Source organism: Radiobacillus deserti (assembly GCF_007301515.1).
Taxonomy (GTDB): domain Bacteria; phylum Bacillota; class Bacilli; order Bacillales; family Amphibacillaceae; genus Radiobacillus; species Radiobacillus deserti.
Map to the genome: position 1 here is coordinate 2,997,775 of NZ_CP041666.1, position 23,123 is coordinate 3,020,897.

Annotated in this window: 29 protein-coding genes and 1 pseudogene; 6 read left to right on the plus strand and 24 right to left on the minus strand. The window is 36.5% G+C overall.

Annotation, left to right across the window (positions count from 1 at the left end; genetic code table 11):
• Window positions 1–17: 17 nt before the first annotated feature.
• The 8 genes and pseudogenes from FN924_RS15735 to FN924_RS15760 form a co-directional block, all read right to left on the minus strand.
• Window positions 18–854 carry a polysaccharide deacetylase family protein gene (locus FN924_RS15735; protein WP_143896101.1) on the minus strand — a complete coding sequence of 279 codons (837 nt, stop codon included), beginning with the start codon at window positions 852–854 and terminating at the stop codon, window positions 18–20.
• Window positions 855–1,028: 174 nt separating this feature from the next.
• Window positions 1,029–2,840 carry a HAMP domain-containing sensor histidine kinase gene (locus FN924_RS15740; protein WP_143896103.1) on the minus strand — a complete coding sequence of 604 codons (1,812 nt, stop codon included), beginning with the start codon at window positions 2,838–2,840 and terminating at the stop codon, window positions 1,029–1,031.
• Window positions 2,837–3,527, minus strand: a pseudogene (locus tag FN924_RS15745) (response regulator transcription factor). The gene FN924_RS15740 and the pseudogene FN924_RS15745 overlap by 4 nt, the downstream one beginning before the upstream one ends.
• A gap of 210 nt (window positions 3,528–3,737) precedes the next feature.
• On the minus strand, window positions 3,738–3,908 hold the full coding sequence (locus FN924_RS18980) for a hypothetical protein (protein WP_158634045.1): 171 nt from the start codon (window positions 3,906–3,908) through the stop codon (window positions 3,738–3,740).
• Between the two features lie 303 nt (window positions 3,909–4,211).
• The gene (locus FN924_RS15750) at window positions 4,212–4,427 is read right to left on the minus strand and encodes a phosphatase (RefSeq protein ID WP_228409482.1); all 216 of its coding nucleotides are present in this window, start codon (window positions 4,425–4,427) and stop codon (window positions 4,212–4,214) included.
• Window positions 4,428–4,869: 442 nt separating this feature from the next.
• Window positions 4,870–5,028: a hypothetical protein gene (locus FN924_RS18985; RefSeq protein WP_158634046.1), complete on the minus strand. Its 159-nt coding sequence runs from the start codon at window positions 5,026–5,028 to the stop codon at window positions 4,870–4,872.
• Window positions 5,029–5,062: 34 nt separating this feature from the next.
• Window positions 5,063–5,254 (minus strand): hypothetical protein, encoded by a 192-nt coding sequence (locus FN924_RS15755; protein ID WP_143896106.1) that lies wholly within the window; start codon window positions 5,252–5,254, stop codon window positions 5,063–5,065.
• 436 nt (window positions 5,255–5,690) lie between these two features.
• Window positions 5,691–6,215 (minus strand): hypothetical protein, encoded by a 525-nt coding sequence (locus tag FN924_RS15760; protein WP_143896108.1) that lies wholly within the window; start codon window positions 6,213–6,215, stop codon window positions 5,691–5,693.
• Between the two features lie 308 nt (window positions 6,216–6,523).
• Between FN924_RS15760 and FN924_RS15765 the strand changes: the two genes are divergently transcribed.
• Both FN924_RS15765 and FN924_RS15770 read left to right on the plus strand, forming a co-directional pair.
• Window positions 6,524–6,727, plus strand: coding sequence for a helix-turn-helix transcriptional regulator (locus tag FN924_RS15765; protein ID WP_143896110.1), 204 nt, complete (start codon window positions 6,524–6,526; stop codon window positions 6,725–6,727).
• Window positions 6,728–7,399 carry a DUF3169 family protein gene (locus tag FN924_RS15770; RefSeq protein ID WP_143896112.1) on the plus strand — a complete coding sequence of 224 codons (672 nt, stop codon included), beginning with the start codon at window positions 6,728–6,730 and terminating at the stop codon, window positions 7,397–7,399.
• 47 nt (window positions 7,400–7,446) lie between these two features.
• Here the strand turns inward: FN924_RS15770 and FN924_RS15775 are convergent, their stop codons facing one another.
• From FN924_RS15775 to FN924_RS15845, 14 genes are all read right to left on the minus strand, one after another.
• Complete coding sequence (locus tag FN924_RS15775; protein WP_143896114.1) at window positions 7,447–8,352, minus strand: NAD(P)/FAD-dependent oxidoreductase; 906 nt, start codon at window positions 8,350–8,352, stop codon at window positions 7,447–7,449.
• Between the two features lie 157 nt (window positions 8,353–8,509).
• Complete coding sequence (locus FN924_RS15780) at window positions 8,510–8,905, minus strand: Rrf2 family transcriptional regulator (protein WP_143896116.1); 396 nt, start codon at window positions 8,903–8,905, stop codon at window positions 8,510–8,512.
• Window positions 8,906–9,010: 105 nt separating this feature from the next.
• Entirely contained in the window at window positions 9,011–9,322 is a 312-nt protein-coding gene (locus FN924_RS15785; RefSeq protein WP_194709666.1) for a hypothetical protein, read from the minus strand.
• A gap of 54 nt (window positions 9,323–9,376) precedes the next feature.
• The gene (locus FN924_RS15790; protein ID WP_143896118.1) at window positions 9,377–9,670 is read right to left on the minus strand and encodes a hypothetical protein; all 294 of its coding nucleotides are present in this window, start codon (window positions 9,668–9,670) and stop codon (window positions 9,377–9,379) included.
• Window positions 9,671–9,714: 44 nt separating this feature from the next.
• Window positions 9,715–10,323 carry a hypothetical protein gene (locus FN924_RS15795; protein WP_143896120.1) on the minus strand — a complete coding sequence of 203 codons (609 nt, stop codon included), beginning with the start codon at window positions 10,321–10,323 and terminating at the stop codon, window positions 9,715–9,717.
• Window positions 10,324–10,451: 128 nt separating this feature from the next.
• Window positions 10,452–10,589, minus strand: coding sequence for a hypothetical protein (locus tag FN924_RS19435; RefSeq protein ID WP_228409483.1), 138 nt, complete (start codon window positions 10,587–10,589; stop codon window positions 10,452–10,454).
• A gap of 482 nt (window positions 10,590–11,071) precedes the next feature.
• A complete protein-coding gene (locus FN924_RS15805) occupies window positions 11,072–11,761 on the minus strand; it encodes an aspartate/glutamate racemase family protein (protein ID WP_143896122.1) in 690 nt (229 codons plus the stop codon).
• 22 nt (window positions 11,762–11,783) lie between these two features.
• Entirely contained in the window at window positions 11,784–12,224 is a 441-nt protein-coding gene (locus FN924_RS15810; protein WP_143896124.1) for a hypothetical protein, read from the minus strand.
• Between the two features lie 318 nt (window positions 12,225–12,542).
• Window positions 12,543–12,890, minus strand: a complete 348-nt coding sequence (locus FN924_RS15815; protein ID WP_158634047.1) for a hypothetical protein — start codon at window positions 12,888–12,890, stop codon at window positions 12,543–12,545.
• Window positions 12,891–13,000: 110 nt separating this feature from the next.
• Window positions 13,001–13,180, minus strand: a complete 180-nt coding sequence (locus FN924_RS15820) for a hypothetical protein (RefSeq protein WP_143896127.1) — start codon at window positions 13,178–13,180, stop codon at window positions 13,001–13,003.
• 551 nt (window positions 13,181–13,731) lie between these two features.
• Window positions 13,732–14,046, minus strand: coding sequence for a hypothetical protein (locus FN924_RS15830; protein ID WP_143897256.1), 315 nt, complete (start codon window positions 14,044–14,046; stop codon window positions 13,732–13,734).
• A 31-nt stretch (window positions 14,047–14,077) separates the two neighbouring features.
• Window positions 14,078–14,452: a hypothetical protein gene (locus FN924_RS15835; RefSeq protein ID WP_143896130.1), complete on the minus strand. Its 375-nt coding sequence runs from the start codon at window positions 14,450–14,452 to the stop codon at window positions 14,078–14,080.
• A gap of 489 nt (window positions 14,453–14,941) precedes the next feature.
• Window positions 14,942–17,119, minus strand: coding sequence for a 5'-nucleotidase C-terminal domain-containing protein (locus FN924_RS15840; protein ID WP_143896132.1), 2,178 nt, complete (start codon window positions 17,117–17,119; stop codon window positions 14,942–14,944).
• A 366-nt stretch (window positions 17,120–17,485) separates the two neighbouring features.
• Entirely contained in the window at window positions 17,486–17,890 is a 405-nt protein-coding gene (locus FN924_RS15845) for an NUDIX hydrolase (RefSeq protein WP_323368626.1), read from the minus strand.
• A 296-nt stretch (window positions 17,891–18,186) separates the two neighbouring features.
• On the opposite strand from FN924_RS15845, the gene FN924_RS15850 reads away from it, so the two are divergent.
• From FN924_RS15850 to FN924_RS15860, 3 genes are all read left to right on the plus strand, one after another.
• Entirely contained in the window at window positions 18,187–18,621 is a 435-nt protein-coding gene (locus FN924_RS15850) for a PrsW family glutamic-type intramembrane protease (RefSeq protein WP_407691995.1), read from the plus strand.
• A 220-nt stretch (window positions 18,622–18,841) separates the two neighbouring features.
• Complete coding sequence (locus tag FN924_RS15855) at window positions 18,842–19,147, plus strand: PadR family transcriptional regulator (protein ID WP_143896137.1); 306 nt, start codon at window positions 18,842–18,844, stop codon at window positions 19,145–19,147.
• Window positions 19,144–19,599 (plus strand): hypothetical protein, encoded by a 456-nt coding sequence (locus FN924_RS15860; protein WP_143896139.1) that lies wholly within the window; start codon window positions 19,144–19,146, stop codon window positions 19,597–19,599. The genes FN924_RS15855 and FN924_RS15860 overlap by 4 nt, the downstream gene beginning before the upstream one ends.
• A gap of 209 nt (window positions 19,600–19,808) precedes the next feature.
• On the opposite strand, the gene FN924_RS15865 is transcribed toward FN924_RS15860, so the two are convergent.
• Entirely contained in the window at window positions 19,809–20,018 is a 210-nt protein-coding gene (locus FN924_RS15865; RefSeq protein ID WP_143896141.1) for a hypothetical protein, read from the minus strand.
• An 827-nt stretch (window positions 20,019–20,845) separates the two neighbouring features.
• Between FN924_RS15865 and FN924_RS15870 the strand changes: the two genes are divergently transcribed.
• Window positions 20,846–21,457, plus strand: coding sequence for a restriction endonuclease (locus FN924_RS15870; protein WP_143896143.1), 612 nt, complete (start codon window positions 20,846–20,848; stop codon window positions 21,455–21,457).
• 117 nt (window positions 21,458–21,574) lie between these two features.
• On the opposite strand, the gene FN924_RS15875 is transcribed toward FN924_RS15870, so the two are convergent.
• On the minus strand, window positions 21,575–22,930 hold the full coding sequence (locus tag FN924_RS15875) for an S-layer homology domain-containing protein (protein ID WP_143896145.1): 1,356 nt from the start codon (window positions 22,928–22,930) through the stop codon (window positions 21,575–21,577).
• Window positions 22,931–23,123: the final 193 nt, after the last annotated feature.

Consider the following 23,123-nt stretch of genomic DNA (forward strand, 5'->3'; position numbering starts at 1 on the left):
TCCCCTTCTTTCGATATTTAAAGTTTAGGTAGCTGATGACAACGGTCATAACACCTGAATTGGACTGGTTCAACAGAAGAGTCTAACTTCTTCATCTCAAACCCATGTTCTGTTAAATAGGTTAATAGCTCCGCTAGACTTTGCGCGGTTTGGGATTGGTCATGAAGCAGCACAACTGGTGTGGCTCCATTTCCTTCAATAGATTGAATTTGATCAATGAGATTTTCCACATACTTGCCGTCTTTCCGATCCCAATCGCGACTGTCAATATTCCAATCCCACAATTCATAGCCTTGTTCCTTCAAAGCTTTTCTGTACGGTTTGGTTAAATATGGGACACTCCCATATGGAGTACGTATCAGTGAAGAATGAACACCGGCGATGTTTTCTAGGACTTGTTGAGCTTCATTCATTTCGTTGAGAACCGTTTGTTCAGACTTATAAAAGCGATTTAAATCATGCGTTACACCGTGTAATCCAACACCATGTCCCTCTTGAACCATTTGCTTTACTAAATTAGACCGCTCCTCCATATGAGGAGAGAGCATAAAAAAGGTCGCTTTTGCGCCATACTCCTTTAAGATTTCAAGAACATCGTCTGTTGCGGAAGTTGGGCCGTCATCAAAGGTTAAGTAGACAACCTTTTCGTCAGAGTGTTCTGCATCAGGCAATTGCGCTATAGTCCGTTCTTGTTGATTCCTTACATCCTTCTTCAATTGATCTTTTACCTCTTGAGGAGAAAAAGGAAATGTATCCAGAAAAAAGAACAGAAATATGATAAAGAGTAAGAGAACCAGATGGATGATTCTTTTCTTTCTCAATCGTTTTTTTCGAGTAGTCCGCTGTAATGCCATAAATGTTTTATCCTCTCTCTATAAATCTTTCTACGGTATAAAGATTAATAGAGAGAGGTGAAGATGAAGTGAAGATGATATCAATATGGTTTAAAAACTATGTAGCATAAAAAAAGCTATCCGTCCCAGCCTTCGAATAGGCTTGAACGGATAGCTCAAATCAGCGACATATTTCTAATCTTTATTTAAATAAAAGAAAAATAACACTCCATCCTCTGTATTATATACTCCGTATTCCGAACCATGTAGATCTAAGATATTCTTAGAGATAGCAAGCCCCAAACCTGTGCCACCTTTCGAACGTCTGCGCGACGTATCGCCACGATAAAATCGATCCCATATCTTTTCTAATTGCTCCTGTTTAATATGGGCTCCTTTATTTTCCACACATATTTTTACACGGTCGTTCTCTTCTATCGTGGAAATCAGAATAAGATTATGTTCTGGTGTATATCGTATGGCATTCGTAATAAAGTTTGTAAGTACTTGTTCTATTCTGTTTTGATTAGCAACGACCTTTAGATTAGCAAGTTGTTGCTCAACATGTAATTGTTTTTTAGCTATTTCAGGAGCTAATTGGTCACATATATATGCAATGACTTGATCAATATAAAATACATCCATTTCCATCTTGTACGTACCAGACTCATACTTCGCTAATTCCAGCATATCCACTATGAGCATGTCCATTTTATCTACTTCTTTTGACATCGCTATAAAATAATGTTCCTTCTTATTACTAGCGACGCCATCCTCTAATATGGAAATGCAGCTTTTTAAAATACTTAAAGGCGTTTTTAATTCGTGAGAAACACCGGATATAAATTCCTTTCGTGTATTTTCTAATTGTTTCTCTTTCTCTATGTCCTGTTGCAATTGATTAATATGCGAATGCAATGTATCGGAAAGCTTGTTAATATTTTGTGATAAAGCACCAATCTCATCTTTTGAAGAAATTGGGATTGTTTCCGAAAAATCTAAGTTCGCAATCTTTTCCGTCGTCTCGTTTATTTGAATTAGTGGCTTCGCAATCTTTTTCGAATAATAAAAGGACACCAATATGATAAGGAGTAGCACAAAAATAATGAAGTATGCATAATAGTCTTGTATCATTTGAACCGCTTCATCAACCGGTTGTAAAGAGGTCATCGCATAGATATAGATAGTTTCGCCAGTTTGGTTCTCTATAGGTTCTATAAAGATTTTGTATTTTATATCATTCTCCTCGTAATCCACTGTTTCAGCACTTTGTATATCTTTTTTATTTAATAGTAAATCCACTTGGAATTGCTTTATTCGATCTAAAAACATAGTGTTTGAATATATATCTTGTCCGATAGTGCTTAATGGTAATTGTAATTTTTGAATCTCTCCCTTCAAATAGACCTGTGAAGTGGCGTTTGGCGCAGACTCCTGTGGTGCTGGCTGCTGTGGTGCTGGCTTTCTTAAAGACTTTTTCCCATATACTTTTTTTGAGAGCAGCATATTTTCCAACATAAAATCTTGATTTTCCATCATTAAAATAATAGGAACTAACTTATCCTTTTCCATAATCCCATCAATTAATATGTGGTTCCCCTTATCTAAATAAAACTTTGTTCTATCTAAATCTTCTAAACTTATGAAACTATATAAAGGAATCGTTATTTCACGATTCGAGAAACCCTCATATTTTGAAGCTTCAACTTGAATTCTTACAGAAAAATCATCTGCATTCCTAATATTACCTGCAGAATCAACAGTTGTGATCCATGTTGTATTTTCTTCGTAAAATTTCTGCTCAAGTTTTTCAATAGTAGTAGGATCACCTTTCGCCTTTACGTATTGATCCTTAAACGTTTGAATACTCTTTTTGATTTCATTTACCTTTTGGTATTCATAATATTGTTTAAAGAAGACGGTTTGTCCAACAAAAATAGCTGCTAAAATGAGCGTGCATAATAGTGTCGTCAGCAGAAACAGTTTCCACACGATCCCTTTTTTCATGCTTTTTCCTCAAACTTGTAGCCTGCACGAATCACCGTTACAATACAGTCTGCTTTTGTGCCTAATTTGTAACGCAAATTTCGAATATGACTATTAACTGTCCGATCATCTCCAACAAATTCATAGCCCCAGATTTTCGTAATTAATTGCTCTCTCGTTATAATGATGCCTGGGTTTTGCATGAAATAGGTTAATATTTCAAATTCTGTATGAGTTAAATGGATATTTTCCCCCTCTACTGTCACAATTCGAGAAGGAAAATCGACCCGAATCCCACTCTTGATAAGAATGTCTTCGTTTGATACCTTCCCTGTAGCAAGATAACGACTTTCCATTAGTCGTTTTACTCTAGCCAATAAAATGGGGGGGACTGTACGGTTTTGTGACATAATCATCCGCACCTAGTTCAAACCCTAGTAACGTATCATCTTCATCGACTCGAGCCGTCAACATAATAATGGGAACGTTAGATGCTTTTCGAATTCTTCTGCAAACAGACCATCCATCTAGCTCTGGCAACATAATATCTAGAATTATTAAGTGGACTTCATCTTCTTCTTCAAATATAGTTAATGCTTCATTGCCATTAACAGCTTCTAACACGTTATATCCTTCATTTAATAAATAATCCTTTACAATTTCCCGTAATATGTCTTCGTCTTCTACAATTAATATTGTTCTTTGCATGGCATATATCTCCTCGCAACTATCTCCATGATCGTAATGAAGTAAGAATAGCATAATGAGGTAAAGATGAGATAAAGATGTTAAATTTTTTTAGACTAGCTTTCCTTCATATTATCCCCAACACATTGCTCTTTTACATACATACGAAAAAAACGCCATAAAAAAGGACAGTTCCATACTTGGAGAACCGCCCTAGAAACGATATAGATTTCATACGTTGTATAAACCCTTATTCTTCTCATGCTGCTTCACGAGCTCTTTTAATTCCATTCTATACTTCTCTACCCACTTTATCTTTCTTCCTGTTAAGTATGAAAACATAACGACAACGATATATTTAACCTTCATTTCGTCCTTGTTTTGTTGAATTATCCTATCCATTTGGTCTCCAACTTTCTTTTAAAATCATATGGTGTGAAACCCTTGTAAAAAGAATCTGTAGATATTATAAAAGAGGAGCATTGTTTATGCTTTACCTTTACAACAGTGGATTCACTTTTTTAGTGAATTATTATGTAATGTCCTTAAGGTTGAGTGGTAACGTTTTTCCGCTATTCGTGGATAATAGAATAAAATATGTCTTTTACAAACATTTCTTGTTAGTGAAGGTGGACTAATTAGAGATTGAATTACATATGGTTTCCCTTATAAAGTGCGCCAACAAGTTACCATTCAAGAAATACATCAAGAACCGCGGTTTTTTCGTAAGGAATTACATAAAATAATTCCGCCTATTATAGCGAGTAGTATAGCAAGAATGACTGGAAAAGTACCAACCTCCCTAAAAGCAGTTCCGTAAACACCGTACTTTGTAATCCACCCTTGACCATCAGGACCAGCTAATACTTCAGAATAGATTGATGCACTAATTAAGGTAGAACCATAAATGATTGCACTCATCAATAAGAAGGTCAAACCTACATTTACATTTTTAATAGAATCGTCCTCCCTTTTTTCAAAGAATAAAGAAGCTATTCCTTGTCCTCATTCTTCTCTTCTTTCTTTTTCTTCTTCCCCATTAATGCAAATGCAATGGAGCTAAAAAAATCAGCAATGATAGTAAATAGAGCGCCCATTAATCTACTCCTTTCACAACCACTTGTTAAAAAATTCACTTATGAAAAAGGATCCAAAATATATCAAGCTCATACTAAATAAAACAATAGTAAATGTAGTTATTCCTTTAGGTAACTTGCCGTAAAAGTATATGAGGAATAAGCCAGCTATTATGTGGATTAATAAAAATATAGTTGTAGTCATCTCAAGTACCACACACTTTCAGCAAAATCTTTTTCCAGGTCAACTATATACCTACAGAACACCCTTATTGCATTTAATGACGTCACCGTGTAAACCACCATATAAAAAATAAAATCACTGCAATCACAAACCAAATAAGTGCGACTGTATATTTTCTGTCCGTCTTTTTCCTTTCAGCACTCGTTCCTACTACTCCGATTACTAAGGCTATAGCAATGGCTATCCAAGTCCCAAAACTCATAAAATTCCTCCGTTTCTATCCATTTAAAAGAGTTCTAGTTAAACCAAATATTAGCAACAATTGCAAATAACATCATGAGGAAAAGCCCGCCGAATAGGAAGTATCCAATTATTTTAATGCCTAAAGGGAGTTTTCCACCTTTAGTGATTGGGTATCCTTCTATATGATGCATATGTTCCATCGCATCATTAAAGGGTTTGTCTGGTTCTTCCGTATATTTGGTCATTGCTGTACCTCCTTTTATGAATGCTTATTCCTTCCAATTAAATAGTGCCGTCCTTCTCTTTCTTCGTCTTAATATATTCTCTTACACATAAAACACCACCAGGTAATCCTGTGATCAAAAGTAGCCCCCCAATACAATGTCGTACATTCCATTCGAATGAACGAAGTGATTTACTCCGCTTAATCCCAACAGGAACAAGACGACTCCTAATAATAGGAGTAACCTTGGCTCTTCTAAAAATTTATTTTTTTCTTTCATATTCTCACTCTTCAAAGTTCACCATTCATTAATAACTTCAACAAAAAAGGCGTCAATCCCTTCATAGATTAATGCCGCTTCACAAAACGTAAATACTACCCAAGAATAGAATTCAAAACAAAATATTGATTCCAATGGTTTTAAAAGCGCCAATCTTGGCTTGAATAAACTCCTACTTCTAATTTATTAAATCTCCATTCTTATCGAAATACCGATAATTCCGATATTCATAAGTAGGTTCATTTGTTGGTGGCAAATCCACCCATGTAACAGTTGCTTGAAACGGCGTGAACGTTTGTTCTAGGGTTGTTCCATTAATGTCCACCTGCATTTTGGCAATTTCATTTTCAGAATTCGTAACGAACATGATTTTTGAGTCTTCCATTACAGGTAGAAACATACTAAATGATTCCTGAGAGGCTGTTTCAATATGTTTCCAGATATAATTCCCTTGCGAATTCCGACTAAGCTCCATGTATGACGGATTGCGATTGGATAGAAACCCTACATATCTAGAGTCGTTAAAGTCCTTAATATCTAGAATTTCGATATTTTTATTCTGATAGCCATCAATCGATTGAATCACTTCAACAATGGATTCCCTATCATTCCCGTACAGCTCTCTTGAGCTATAAAAATAATAGGAAGCTAACAAGACCAGGGCTAGTGCAGCCACAATGATACCAATCCTTTTCTTTCCCATGAGCTACCTCCTCAAAAAACTACCTACCATCTATATGTATTCTGTTTAAGTACTTATTTTATTTTTTTTCCATTGAAGTAAAACATTTCTCCTTCAGGTTACACGAAGAAAACTGCTCCCTGAAGCATATTCTCACCCTAATTTCCTTCCTTTTATTTTTTATTCAACAAAACAGCGCTAATCCCTCTTTAGAAAGCATCCTCATCTATTTGACAATGATTAATTTAATTTTGACTAATATAGTTGTCAAATTGATAATTATTATGTACAATTTGATTACCAGATTAGGGAAAGGGATGGGATACAGTTTGAAAAGTCGTTTAAAGGAGCTTCGGGCACGTGAAGGCTATAACCAAACGCAACTAGCGAAGCTCGCCAAAGTATCTAGACAAACCATAAGCTTGATTGAACGTGAAGAGTACATGCCATCATTGCTCATCGCTGTTCGTATTGCGCGTATTTTTAATGAACCGGTTGAACATGTATTCCAGTTTAAGGAGGAGGAATTGTAAGTGAAACGATTCATTCAATTTATCATCGGTGGGATTGTAGGTTTTATTATCACGTATGCTTTCATGAATTTTTCTGGTGTTCGTTTTGCTGGTGAGATCGCTGTAATAGGCTTGACCGCGGTATCTATTATCCTACTTGTATGGAGTATTGTACGATTTCAAAAAATTAAATCATTAAATTTCCAACAATTTAGTGGGGTGGAAGAAGACGAAGTGGAAGAAAGAAAATATAAGCTGTTTGCTGATTATTCTTTATTCACTAATATCAGTTTCGTTTTCTCTCTTCTTGCGCTTAGTTTAAGCTTGATTACTACTCAAAACTTAATGTTGACAGTTGTATCCTTACTCTTAGTCATCGTTAGCTTTTTGTTCATCCAGTATATGATACCTATGATGAAACACGTATATCCAGACCGCGATTTCCCTAATAAATCTGACTCTAATGATGCCCAAGGGATACTAACAATGGCGGATGATGGGGAAAAACATGTCATTTTAAATGGGCTATATAAGGCTCATAGTTTATTAAATGGTTCTCTCATTACAGCGATTATACTATCAACCATTTACTCTATGACTAAAGAAAATGCACAAACTTTTTCCATTATTCTTATGGCTTTGGTTTTGCTAGCTGTGAATAGTAACTATTTGTTTGTTGTTCGTAACAAGTAAAAAAAGTGAGAAGAGAGGATAACCATCCCTCTCTTCCTCATATCTCATCAAAAACGGTCTATCGTTAAATCCATGTTTACAGAAGCCGCAGCGTTCTGGCCACTGGCAGCGGAATTTATTAAGGAAGAAGGAGCGGATTTTTCCATTTCTCCTGCAATATATATATTTTTCTCTGTTGTTCTACCTGCCCCGTCTGTTATAGCAGTTCCATCTTCTTGAACTTCACAGCCAAGCTTCTCTACGAAATGATTTGGACGATAAAACGAGGGAACGACAAATCCACCTGCTCTTTTAATGGTTTCTCCTGATACAAATTCAACCGCTTGCAAATAACCGTCATCCCCTATTAATTTTTTGATTGGATCTACTACAATCTTAATATCTCGTTTTTCTAAGGCAGTAACTCCTTCTTCAGAAAGGGGACCTCCATTCGTTAGCACAACCAAATCCTTCGACCAATTGTACACTAGCTTCGCCATATGCAAGGCATGATCTTCTTTTTCGGCCAATACAAGTAATGGCTTATCTCTCATCTCCCAACCATCACAATATGGACAACTAAAAAGGCTCTTTCCATAAAAATTCCTCACCTCTTCAAAAGGGAATATTTCTTGAATGCCAGTAGCTAATATTATCTTTTCTGAAATAAACTCCTGTCCATCTGTCGTTTTGATAATAAATCCTTCATTTCCTATAGCTTTCGTTATTGCTGTAATCGTTGCATGAAAATACGTGATGGATGGATAATTCTCCAATTCCTTTAACCCTAACTCTCTAAACTCTTGTGGTTTAATGTTATCCCGAGTAATAAATCCATGCGCCGCATGTGTGACTCTATTCCTATTTGTTCCGTCGTCGAATAATGCAATCTTTCTCCTCGCTCTTCCTAAGGTTAAACTAGCACTCAACCCAGCTGGACCTCCACCGACAACGACACAATCAAACACATTCATACTTTTACCTCCATCTTCATAACTATTAAAGACCTTCCATGTCTATGATTGACTCAAAAAAATATTGGAGACTATTTAAATGACAATCTTTTATAACCCCTTCATCCACATTATCGACCTATTATGTCCTTAATTAGGGTAAAAAAAGACATGCTAATCATTCATTAGATGTCTCCACTAAATCAGCGATGGTTTGATTTCTTAGTTCTTCCTCCATTTTTTCTACAGATCGCACCATACCTTTTTGTATAGGACAATGAGGGCCATGTTCCACTTCACATTCAAACAATGTAGACTTTCCTTCAATGGCAAAAATGATATCGAGAAACGAAACGGATTCCCAATCACGAGGTAAAGAATATCCGCCGTTTGCACCTGATACAGAAGTGACCATTCCTTCTTTCACAAGCTTCGTTAAGATTTTTGATAAGTAAGTAGGCGAGACATTTTGCTTCTCCGCGAGTGTCTGTACCCCGACAGGCTTAGAGGAATTGGATTGTGCTAAATATAACATCGTATGCAGGGCATAATTCGTCGCTTTAGTAAACTTCATTTTTTTCAACCTTTCCCGAACAATCATAGACTTTACGAGTCTTTAATATCGATTATAGTTCATTCCTCTAGATTGTCAAGTATGGATGGTTTACAAAACATGAATTCATCCATTAAAAACAAGCATTACAATTAATGCGACCAAAAATACTGCAATAAAAAATTCAATATAATAGGATTTATTTTTGTTTGTTTCATTCTGTTTCTTATAATATTGCCAACCGATGAATAGGCCAATAAATGACCCAGTAACTCCGAAGCGTAAAATGGATACAATGTATTCAAATACAGATCTATAAGTAGTAATCTGACCGCCATTGCTAGTTGGGATAACGTCTTTATAATCAACAAATAGGATCGCGATAGCTAATCCAAATAGTAACCCATAAAGTCCTGTTTTTCTCAATCTTTTTTCCATTCTCATATTTTCCCTTCTTTTGAAGCTTAAATGAACCCAGGGTAAACATGTTCCTTATCTTCTAATAATTAGTTCCATTTTCAGCTTATCAATATATTCTTTTCCTTCTAATAATGAAAGACCTAACATTTCTCTCGCTTTCTTAACTGCTTTTATGTCCTTGCCCTCTTTTATTAGCTTCCGCAACTCATCATTTATCGGGTTTTCCGGGATGTCTAAATGATTCGCAATTTGATCTATAGTAGTTTGCATCCCCTTCATGCGAGCTTCTAATTTTTCCATCTTCGTCCATATCGAAAATACGACAATTGCTACAAGTAAACATATACTTATTAACACGTACTCCATTTTTGATTCCTCCTTAGAATATAAGCTTTAACATCCTGCCAAACCTATTCGCCCAGATGGAAATACAAGTCTATTGCAACAACCAATCCAATTAACAAAAATACAACCCTTCCATCTGGATTACTGTTTTGAAAATAATACGCATCATTGTTTAGAAGATTTTCTTTCATTGTTGAATAGGGGATGGACCGTTTTCTTATAGTGGATATCTCTCCGGTTGTATTGCTATCATTCACCGAAAAATCTATAGCACCATAACCACCAGTTGCTTGTATCCAACTTTCCCCATTTGGATGAAGAACAGTTAAGGAAGGGGTTTGGGTTTTTACTGTTGATTGAACCGTTGCAATAAGTTCGCCGTCATGTATAAATAATGTTAAATCCTTGAAGAATCCAACGTTTTTCTCTATCGTTCCTAGCACTTTTTCTTCTTCATCCAATACTTCCAATTCCAATTCTTCTACGATCATTCTTTTTGGTGCGGTCAGGAACAAAAGGCTAAGCAATTTAATGAATATATTTCTCCATGATGAATGTTTAATTTCTTGGATTACCCCTACCCTTTTGCCATTAGAATATATCGAATAAGCCAATCCTTGTTTCTTAAAACTTTCATCTTTTTGCATATACATTTCGGCATATTCCTTGAACATATATCTGCCTCCGATGTAGTACGTCAACATCTGCTCGAACCAATGAGCCTTTCAGTTAATCCTCTAGCTTGTTCGTTGATGTTTTCAATGTTTGTCCAGACTGATCAAAGTAGATGTCAAAATACGTACTATCCGTAAAATTTGATTACTACAGCATGGTCCTTAATCGCTATATCTTCTATCGTTTTACCCTTCATTTTTTCAGGTATGACTTGAAAATGATTCGTTTCACTTTTACCAAATCCTTTCATCGCAAAGTTTAACATACAATCCGTTCTATATGCACAGCCTTTTCTATTGATCTGTATGCACTATCCCCAAAAGTAAGCCATTCCCAAAAGGGAATGGCTATCTCTATTTATTCAACAACTGCTTCAATTAGTTGTGTTTTCTTATTATGTATAGGTAGAAGTCGAAACCGATTCATATAAGGTGAGAAACGGCCTCGCATGATCATTCTGCTCCAAACTGTAAAGGGGAGGTGTGAAGTATAAAGCAACTATTGCTTTTTGACTGGAATACTACCTTTACTTTTGAGTCTTATCACTCAAAAAGAAGTTGACATGGCTTTCAAAAACATAGCACTTAGTTTTGTTTTAGGTTATAAGATGAATCTAATCTATATCGTGTACAAAGCAATAGTATATAAAGTCAACAAAGGAAAAATGATTAGAAATGGAGGCAACTTAAGCCTCTCATTGGAGTAAATGCCAAGTTACTTTACAACCAAATAAGCCTAGTTACGAGCCTATTTTAACGCAGCATGCACTGCTTCCATTGCATGGATAACTGTCGTGTCAAACAGTGGGACTTCTGAACCCTCCGGCTTCACTAATAACCCAATTTCTGTACAGCCCAAAATGATTCCTTCCGCTCCAGCATGAACTAAGTTTTGAATAACACTTTGATAATAAGACTTAGATGATGGCTTAATTTGTCCTAAACAGAGCTCCTCGTAGATGACTTTATTAACAAGGTTTCGGTCTTCCTTTTCTGGGACTATAACCTTGATGCCATTAGCTTCGATTCGAGATTTATAGAAATCTTGCTCCATCGTATATTTCGTCCCAAGTAAACCAACTGTTTTAATACGTGTTTCTTTTATTTCTTTCGCTGTTGCGTCCGCAATATGTAAAACAGGTATCGTTATTCTTTCTTCCAAATCGTGCACAACTTTGTGCATCGTGTTCGTGCAGATTACGATAAAATCAGCACCCGCCTTTTCTAGAGATACAGCGACTTCTCCTAAAACCTTCCCTGCACTCTCCCAATCTCCGTCCGCTTGATAGCGTTCAATTTCATCGAAATCCACACTATATAAAAGACATTTCGCAGAATGCAAGCCACCTAATCTTCTTTTTACCTCTTCGTTAATAATCCGGTAATACTCTACAGAGGATTCCCAACTCATTCCACCTATAAGTCCTATTGTTTTCATCCCATCTCTCCTTTTTTATACATTAAGCAAGTACAGCATCTCTTTTTTGAAAATAAGTCGCGAGGGCGAATACAGCTCCATAAAAAAGAGACATGAGCAACGAGTAGGAACCGGAACTGAGATCGAAAAGTAAATTGCAACCAAATACAGGTATCGTGAAGATGAAATAAAAAGGATATTGTATGGAAACTACTAAATCGAAAATGGAATTCCCAAGCATGTTAGATTCAAATGTTGTGAGGACAAAAATTAGTACACCAGATAGAACCCCAATTGATGAGAATATTTTTAATGCATTGCTTCCTTTTATAGAATATGTAACTAGTAGAATTATAAAAACCAACGTGACGAGCAAATGAAAAACACCTACATTCAAATCAGGATATTTTATTGCAGGGATTACATTTACTGAAAATGATAGAATATAGGAACCTATTAAACCTATTAATAATTTATAATTCATCTTATTCTCCCCCTTGTGAAAGTTCTAGTCATTATTTTTCTTGTTATCAAAAAGACCAAATACTACTACAGCTGCGATTATAATGATGACCAAGGCTGACCAGTGCAATTTATTCACCTCTTTACCGTGATTTGAAAGTATTTCCTAGCAATATGAAAGTATTCAGACCGAAGTTGAAAGTATCTGGCCAGAAATTGAAAGTAAATCCAGCATAGATGAAAGTATTCTTCCGATTTTTGAAAGTATCCAGGTCCGGAGGTTCCGGTTACGATTAGAATTTGCCCATTCCTTGGCCTGAGCGACATTTTAAAGAGTATTTTACCTATACAAAAAGTAAATCGCACCCAAGATGAGCACAGATACATAAATACTTCCCCATTTATTATTACTTCGCCAGCTATCCACTGCTGTTACTCCTCCACCTACAGCAAGTATGATAGTTCCGGCCACATTCAGTATTTCTATGGATAGAATGCTTGCTATTTGAGCTAGAAACGCACCGATCACAATAAACCCGAGTGTAAAAATAGAGAATGGTTTTTTAAAGTCACGTTTCGCAGACTTTTTATCCTCCTCATCCATTTTCAAGTAAGTTCTCATTACTATAAAAATAGGGATTCCCCACATTATTACAAATGGAACGATTCGGTCACTTTCTATCGTCACATAATCGCCTCTCACGTTGTCAATCTAACTTAAATCCATTCCCCACACCATGTTACCATAATGCACCAGTGCATAATATTTTTATTCAGCAATAGCTACTTATCCAGCAGTTAGCCTTTTAACTTTTTCTTTTTCTCTAACATATAAGCACTACCATAATAGGCGCCCCAAAAAGCGATCATGACAAAAAAAGAATAGAATTTGTATTCAAATGGTAAGATGGCGATAAGTGCAAATGCTGTGAAGACGAATGGGAGCATTAATATCCAGTACAATTTTCTTCTGGTCAATACGGTTCCTCCTTTCAGAGCTTTTATGATGGAGGTTAATGGAACGAAAGCAGCTATCCAATTTAGGATGGGGACGATATGTTTGTTGGGTGTCAGGGTGCCAGTCTCGGCTACTTCGTTATGGTAACCATCCTTACTGCGAGATAGTAGTCTTTAGAGGCAATTATTGAGATGTTAGTTTGCTTGATTTTAGCTCACGTTGGCCATAATTCAATTAACTCCTTATTTCCATATTACCATAATGAACCAATTCATTTTTAACAATAATACAAAACAACAATAGCTGTTGGTAATTCCCAACAGCTACTTATTCATAGTATTCAACTTTTTAGTTTATTCTTTTTCGCTAACACAAACCTACAACTGTAATAAACTACCCAAAACGCTACGATGACTAAATATGCATAATACCTATACTCAAATGGCAACAAGGTTAAAAGTAAAATGGATGTGATGAGAAACGGGGGCATTAATATCCAGTACAGTTTTCGCTTTGTCAACAAGGTTCCTCCTTTTTGCTTCCTTCGTGATGTAAAACTTATAAATAGTAATCATTTTATTATTTCTTTAACTTCAGTAAATTCTTCTTCTATCATCTCATTTTGATTAAGAAGCAAATGCTGAAAAGACTCATAAAGCTCTTTCAACTCTTTATTACCCTTCATCATTTCCATACACTTTTTATATTCCACTTCACTATTATACCGCGTTATTTCCATCCATTTTGTGCTATCATGTTTATGTTGCAGGTACATCGTTTGAAAATGAAAGTATTGACTATAGATTTCGCCAGCTTTCTCTTGGATATCTAAAAACTTTTCTATCTGATCTTCTTTTATATGATATTCGTATTTTTTTACAAACAACGCCTTCCCTTCTTCCTGCATACTGAGGATATTAGTATTCCTCGACCGTTTCTCGAAAATCTTCAAGGGTCACGTTGGAAAAACTGATTTCCTTCAAAGAGTACTTTTTAGATTGATGTTTGAAGACATAGTGCAAACTATACAGCTTATCTTTCTCTAGCAAATTCCATGCATTTTTATTTAATGAAAAAGTTATAGTCTTGGGGGTGTGATTCGTATCAAGGGTGGAGAAGGTTGCATTAAATTCCCCATTACGCTTATCTATGTTTTTTTCCAATAATTCACCTGGTTGGGTAACTTCCGTTGTCTTTTCATTTTCTGCGCAGCCAATGGTTAGAAAAGAGAAAACTAATAGGAAGACAACTATACTTATAGGTTTCCTTGATCTAAAGCTCGTAACACTCAAAAGTGCAGCACTCCTTCCTATTGAGCTTAGCTCACCCTCCACGGTCGAATCAAACCACATCCATAGCATCTACGGAATGTTTGACTTCTACAAGCTTTTTCTCAAAAAACTTACCGAATCTCATCCATTTTCCCCTCTTTACGTGTCACAATAAATTTTCCGGACTTTCCGCATGCCATTCAGTGAACCCACAAACCTCGCATATATAAGGATTAATTCGGGTGTGTTTCTTATTTGTGAACAGCTTATCTCCCTGTGGATTTTTTACTACTAACCCTTTTAGACCTTGGTCTACATAACATTCTATCATGTCGTTTCCGCATTTTTCACAGGTTTTATGTTTGGTCATTTGCTTATCCCGCCTTTTGAAAACTATATCTATCATACGATTTCCCACAAATATTAGTTTCACCTATATATAAAAAAGTAGTTCAATCTAGGGAAAGGAAGCCCTAGAATTGAACTACTTGGTTTAGCTTACGTTATTTCTTATTTTGCTGCGATATCGGTAATGCGACCCTCAATCGCTGGATCCACTGTACCTAGATTCGCAACATGGTCCCGTAGGTTTTCCCAATCTGCTACACCTAAATCGGTTACGCGGCCTTCTTCGTATGCTTTTGCAAAGACATCATAGCCATCTCCACCTTTTGCTGTAAATGCGTTTGTAGCAATGGTGTAGTTTGCAGCTGGATCCAACTCTACATAGCTATCGCCTTGCATAACCATAACAGATTGTACTCTTTCTCCGGCTGGTTTAGAGCTATCATACGTGAACTTCATACCAGAGGTGTGTAGGAATCCACCACTTTCATTTGGTGCCTCGCTTACGCTATGCTCTAATGCTTGTTTTAACTCAGCACCTGTTAAATCGATGGTAGCTAATGTGTTTCCGAATGGTAATACCGTTAAAATTTCACCTAGCGTAATTGGTCCTTTGTCAATGGAAGTACGAATGCCACCACCATTTTGTACAGCAAGGACGACATTCGGATTGAACGTTTTCGCTTTTGCTAGCATGCCGTCCGCAATTAGGTTTCCTAACGCGGTTTCACTGTTCCGAACGCTTACCGCATCTCCATCTCCTAGGCGAGGATTTGGCAATGCTTCCGCAGCAACTCCGCCACTTTCTTTGTTCATTAGCTCTTCAATTTTAGTAGAATACTGTTTTAGAAGCTCTGCCGCTTCCGGATCTTCTTTTTGTTCATCGATTTCGATTAATTCCCCAGCATAACCAGTAAGTAGTCCTTCTTCGTCAAAGGTAACATCTAATGTACCTAACGCATTGTGATACTGGTAAGCTTGTACGATAACCGTCGGCTCATCATTGGTAGAACCAGGCACAAAAACAGGCTCAGATAATTCGGTGTGGCTGTGACCACCTACGATAACGTCGATTCCATCTACTTTGGCAAGCTCTTGATCGTTATCCACTTGTGGATTGTCGTCATACCCAATATGCGTGATTGCGACGATTTTATTAACACCTTCAGCTTCTAAAGATGCAACCGCATCACGTGCTGCTTGAAGGTATGGTTCAAATTTCACATCCTCTGGACTTGAGAGGTCAGCAGTCTCTTCGGTTGTAAGACCAATCATACCGATTTTTTCTCCATTAACTTCTTTAATAATTGCGTTATAAATTTTTCCGTCTTCTGGAGCAGACGTTAGAGTATCTGGAGATAACGGCGCCATGTTCGTATCCGCACTAAAATCTACGTTGGAGCTAACAAACGGGAATTCTGCACCGTTTACAAAATCAGCTAGTCCTTTATGGCCTTCTGCAGAAGAACCAAGATCGAATTCATGGTTCCCGAACGTCATTGCGTCATATCCTAATAGGTTCATAAAAGCAAGGTCTGCTTGTCCTTGATATTCATTGAAGTATAGTGTTCCTGAGAATACATCTCCTGCGCTTAGAAGCAAGGAATCTGGTTTTTCAGCTCTAACCTCTTTAACAGCTGTAGCAACCTTCGCTACATTATCGAGATGAGCGTGTGTGTCATTCGTATGCATAATGGATAATTTATAATGCTGATCCACTACTTGTTGTGCTTTATAGAGGAAAGTAGAAAACGCACCTCTTGAAATAGCTTCATTTGGTCTAAAGTCTTCTAGTTGATTGGTTAATCCGAGGTTAGCTAATATTTGTACATTCTTTTTGTGTGAGGCACTTACATTGTCTAATTTGATGTCGACATTCGTTGTTGGATTATACGCTTCTAAATCGAGCGCTAATACAAGAACAGTAGCCATTTGCTCTCGTGTTAATTTCGAATCAGGATGAAAAGCTCCACCACTACCATTGAAGATGCCAGCTTTCGTAACCGCTGCGATATGACCCGCATAGAGGCTGTCTTTGTCAACATCGCTGAACTTGGAAAGCACAGAATCAACGTCTGATGGAATGGATAGGTTAAGTGCTTTGGTGAAGAAGATAGCAGCATGCTCTCTACTAAGGTCTTTGAACGGATAGAATTTTCCGTCTGGATAACCTTGTACGACACCTTGAATCGTTAATTCTTTAATCCCATCATAGTGCGAATGATCGGTTGGTACGTCCGGATACCCATTGAATTCTGCAGCTGAGACCACCGGTGCTACTGCAGACACCGCCGCTACTGCTAGTGAAGTTGTTGCTAGCTTACGATACGTTCTTTTTGCCATAAACCTTGTTCCTCCCTAATAAATATTGAAAAATTACTAGATTAGAGCCTTCCTCTCCGATGCTAGATTCCCTATTAAGTATGAAGGAGTAACCTGTCCGCCCCCTATTATAACGCATAAACATTAAGCGCGTGTAAAAATTTGGTGCCTGTCACTACCCGATTTTTTGGGGATTTTGTCGAATTAAACAAGGACCAACCCATGATTCTTGTCATGGGTTGGTCCTTTTGGTATGGAATATTCTGTATAGCTTAACGTTTTACAGTTCTATCTTTTTTATGATAGAACTAGTAAAGTATTATCTTCGACAAAACACGACAAAAACCGGGTGGTGACAGGCACCATATGGTGGGCACCATATGGTGTTTATTTGATGATTGGTATGGCTCTATTATCGCGCCAATCGTTGATAAATTCTGCTTGGTGGGGGTTGATATGAGATGGTAATTCGTCTTTCGCAAAGAACGTGAGCTCATGGCTCTCCTCATTCGCTTTTAGTGATCCGCTACACTCCTTCACATAGAAGATGATTTGGACACTATACACTTTATCGCCATTTTCATATTCCGCAAACCCTCTTTCCCCAGAATAAATTCCGAACAGCTGGACGTTCCGAATTGTCAGGTTTGTCTCCTCCAACACTTCTCGTCGCACCGTATCCTCTACCGCTTCCCCTATCTCTAGAATCCCTCCAGGAATCCCCCATTCTCCATAGTCCTTCCGCTTCTGTAAAAGAATACGCCCTTCCCCATCTTCTACATGGGCCCGCATCCAATGGTTAATATCGTTTCATTTCCTACCAATTGTCTCATAGTTTTTATGTAATCGTTCATAGGGTCCTCCTTACCATAGGAGCTGGCTAGGCTTATTCCATTCATACTTCCGTCCAGCTTCCATGGCTATAATTCGCTATTATACCAAATCAACTTTCCCTACTAGAGGCATCTACCACGCATAACTACTTAACGAGCTTGTCGGAGAAAAAGAAGCTATAGAATTAATTTAAAGGACGTTTTCTCAAATGTCTTCCAAAAGCATACGAAAGAGGAAGGCGAAGTTTTGGACTGTTGATTGGTGCAGCAGTCGGGGCTGGATTTGTAGCCTTCGAATCTGCCGGCTATGCCTTTAACATTGGAATGATGTATGGGGATCAAGCCATGATTTCTAATATTTTCACACGTGGATGGATGGCCGTTGGAACCCATATCGCATGGTCTAGTATCGCTGGTGCTGCATTGTTTCCTGTAAAAGGACAGGAGCCATTAAAGAAAGAGCATTTAACAAATGAAAGGTTTATCAAGCTACGAGTTGTAGCAATTATTCTCCATGCGGTTTGGGATATGCCACTTTACTTCTTGCATGAATTCTTGTTTATCGGGTTAATAGTAGTGGCTTGGATGTTTATCTTTACGTTTATCCATGCAGGACTTAAACAGATTAGTAGATTAAACCAGAAAGTAGAGACGGAGGAAGCTATTGTTCCAGATTACCTTTCTTCTTGAAGGGCAATGTCAATATTTGTTGTTGATTTATTTTAAAAAAGACCTTCCTAATGGAAGGTCTTTTTTATACTGAAAGTTGTTTCTTATTTTGAGCCACTACAATTCATTCAGACGAAATAGTATTAGCGCAAAACTAATTGACATATCTTTTTTTGTGGCTTACTATTACGTTACACGTTATAACGTTAAATGTAATAATGGAAGGGGATAACAAAAGCTCGTGAGTTCGACTGACCGATTTTCTGAACCAACCTTATTTATTTTAATTAGTTTAGCCGAGGGAACCAAACATGGCTATGCAATCATGGAGGATATCGAAGATTCATACGATATCAAAATTGGACCCGGAACCTTATATGGTGCTATTAGTCGAATGGAAAAATTAAAGTTAATTGAGGCTATTCCATCAAAGGATAGAAAAAAGCCTTATCAAATTACTTCTGAAGGTCGACAGTATCTTCAAGAAAAATTAAAAGAAATTGAAGCTGTTACCAAGCTGGGATTTGAAAGGTTAGGTCTAATATGAAGTGGCTTATCCATTTGTATCCTAAAAAGTGGAGAAAACGCTATGAAGAGGAATTCTTATACATTTTGGAAAACAGGAATCTTTCTTTTAAAGAGGTAGTTGATGTATTTATCAATGCCATGGATGCAAGATTTTTAAATATAGTGGAGGGAGTGATTCATTTGGATAAAAAAATTCGTGATATGACGCTCGATTCCGTTTTAAGCCGTCTCTTGATCATTGGTTCGATAATATTTATAGGCACGTTCGGTGGATACTGGATTGGAGCTAACACTGCCTTACTTTTAGAATTATCACCTAAAGCGTTACTGCTAGTTGGTGTTGGTTTGGGACTTTTCATTGGTTATGTTATAGGTGTTGCAAGAGGGATTCTCCGAGTAATTAATGTGACCCAAAAAGAGGATATCTTTCTTCCTACTGGTAAATTAAAGTTCGATAAATCGAACAGTTAAACATTTTTAAGGCGGTGGAAACTAATGAAAGACAAAGTTTGGAAAGATGCAAAAGTAATGTCTGGATTCATTTCGTCAATACTATTGGCAGCTATTGCAATAATTTTGGCAATATACAGTCTTCATTATTGGGTAATTTTGGTTGTGGTATCAATAGTGGTTTTATTTTTTAGTGTACACAGAGCTGATAAGATAATGAAAAATTAGATCTAAAGTGATTGAACCTTGTTTAAATTCTTACATAAACCGAATACACTTTCTAATGTAAAGACTATTCCTAATACTAGAAAAAGTAATCCTCTATCCATTTGTCTCGCACCAAAGATATACGTTATTATTAGCGTTAAACCAAAAAGCAGAATAATGGAATGGTACACCACCTTAAATTTTCGATACCCTTCTTCAGATTGGTTCAACATCAACTTCCCCTCTCCCTTTGTTTCTATGTCAGTATCATATATTCTGACAACTCGAGTTTACCATAAGTGACATCTGTTGGGAACGCGTTTCCATACTTGACATTGCCGTGATATTGAAACCAATTTCAAATAATGGTCAAGGCACTTTGTAGCCACCTCATTAAAACCGTTCACCCAGCCATACCTCTTTGCTTTGATAAAAAAGTGGAATTCCTAGAGGGAGTTCCACTTTTTTCGTTCTTTCAAGTTGAGTGACTACGAATATGAACTTATGTAAGTTTTTATAATTCAAGCAAAACACTAAAACTTCTACGTTTGGAAAATTTGTTTAGGAAAATAAATGCTATTTCTAAAATTATTATCCTTGTTGATCTTATTATGCTTGCTCTGAATTGAACATGACAATATAGAAGAATATGTACCTAAGTCCATTTTCGATAAAGTCTACAAATTAAAAGATATTTGGCTCCATCTCTGCGGAATCATTCGGTTGATCCTTACTGTCTTGTAAATTGTTATTCATGTGAATTTCACCTCTTTCTATCTTGGGATGTTTTGGTATAGAGCTACGAATAACTTTTTACTTACACGTATGAAAGCTCTCATAAAAAATTTCCAAATATAGATAAAAGTAACACGAAGATAACTTGAAATTAAGACCTATTTCTACTTTCCCAACCTCCCGAAAAACAGGGCAATGAAATTGATTTCATCTATTCTTCTTTCATTCGACAAAATCCCCCAAAAACCGGGTCGTGCCTGTCACTTTGCACTGTTAAAATGTGGTAGTCTAGTAGTATTAATATTATTTGTCGGAGGTGTAAACTATGAAACAACTTTTGAATATGTCTATCATTTTTTTGGGATTATTATGGTTTTGGAAAATTGCTGATAATCCCTCATGGTATTGGTTTTTTATTATCCTTTTAGCTGGGGTTATAATTCCTGAAGTTATCTTCCCATCAAAGAAAAAGAAGAAATCAAAAGGTAATCCAAAAGCCAACTCACCTAAAGTTAGTCCAAGTAAAAAAGGGAAGACGGACAAGGAACTTTTAACAGCCAAGTTAGAAGACCTTAATGGAAGTGAATTCGAAAGATTAGTCGCTTTGTATTATAAAGAAAAGGGATATGAACCAAGAATAGTTGGAGGCTCAGGTGATCATGAGGTGGACCTCATTCTTACAGATCCAAAAGAGAAGTATAAAATTGCTGTACAATGTAAGCATTGGAGAACCAAGAATGTCGGTAATGATGTAATTCTTCGTCTAAGTTCCGGGAAAAGGGTACATAAGTGTTTAGATGCATGGTGCATCACTACAAGTAATTACACAAAGAGCGCAAGAGAAGCTGCTGAAGGTTTAAATATTCGACTTCTTAATGGATTACATGTGCAGGATCAGATTGATAGATGGCGAAAAAATAAAAAATCTACCTTGTAGTAGAAAAACCCCAAAAGTCAAACTCAAGCTTTTGGGGTTCTATATTGTATGATTGTTGCTATAAGTAGTTCTCCTATTAAAATTAGCTTACTCTCGAATAAATGAACTCTGTATCTACTATTCTCTTAGAAAACTAGTCATTGTAATTCCTACTTCTGCCAGCCAACCTTCCTTAATGCTTATAGTAATTGAATCATCATAGGAAATGGTTTGAACATCACTTAAATAAAGTTTCATTTTTCTTGCATTCTCATCCCAAGTTAACTTATTAACCGGAACATCTATACTTGTTCCATCTTTTCTTGTTATTGTAATGATTTCATCCTTAACGACCTGATCAGATGTTGCTCCAGAAAACAAATTATTCTCTATTCCAGTAAAAATTAAATCTAGTGTAGAAAATTCCCCTGGCTGTGGTAACATAAATGTTCCGCTAGTTATAAAGTTACTTGGAACTTTAACTAAGATATGGTTCTCAGGGATTTTTCTATTCTTATACTCAATTATATCTTTAGGGATTCCAAATTTTTCATCAAATGTGACATTAGGATTTTCTCCAAAACTTATATGGATGGAACTCACAGGTCGCATTTTTTGATCCATACCCTCTCTAACTTTAGCATTTCCGATTATAATTTCTGGGTTCTTTCCAAATAATTTAGTACTGTGCAAGTATTGAATTATTTTTTTCGCTGATGAATCTGATAACTCCCCTTCAAGCAACACACTAAAATCATCATTCTTTGAAAATGTCATATCATAATCCATATCGTGTAAGAGTATGACTCGAACCTCACTATCATCCCCATCCAAATACTGCTCATTATCCGTATTTAATGCTAACGTCTTGTCCAAAAAGATTGCAAACTGCACCCGTTTCAAATCTTGGCCGCCATTAAACACACGATTACCATTCTTGTCTAAACTTCCTTGCGATATATCGTGTTGCGCCAGTATTTTTACATTTTCTCTATGAGAGCTACCAATTGATTCAAGATCTTTTAAATCTACTTCCTCATTTGTCGCTTCTAGATCAAAAGCATGTACCAGAACAGTAGCCATTTGGCTTCTTGTAATATCTGAACCTGGTTTAAAATAACCATTACTACCCTTGAATACTCCCGATTCAGCTACAGCTGCAATTTGCGCTGCATACAGATCATCTGAATCTACGTCCTTGAATTGTGCAAGAACTTGATCAACATTTGCCGGTGTTTCAAGGTGTAAAGCATTGGTTAACATCACAGCTACTTGTTGACGAGTAATTGATTTGTATGGCTTAAACGTTCCGTCGGAATAACCGTTAATAATACCTTGGTTTACTAATGATAATGTCTCTATGTATCCTGTGTCTCCCTCTTCTAAGTCCGTGAAGGACGTTGCAGCCTTTGTTCCTGTTGGCAACAGAAACACTAAAATTGCTGCAGAAATAATTGTAAAAATTCCTGTGCTATACTTTCTAAAATTCAACATATTCCCCTCCTAATTTACACAATCCTTAACATTCTACTATTTATTTTTTAATACAGAATATTAATAAGGAATAATTCATAACCTCTTTATTTATTATATCTAACCATTTCTCCAAGCTACCAATATATATTTAAAAGAATATCCTTTAATAGTCTTCCTTAATAACACTGTTAATTATATGTAAACAGCATTA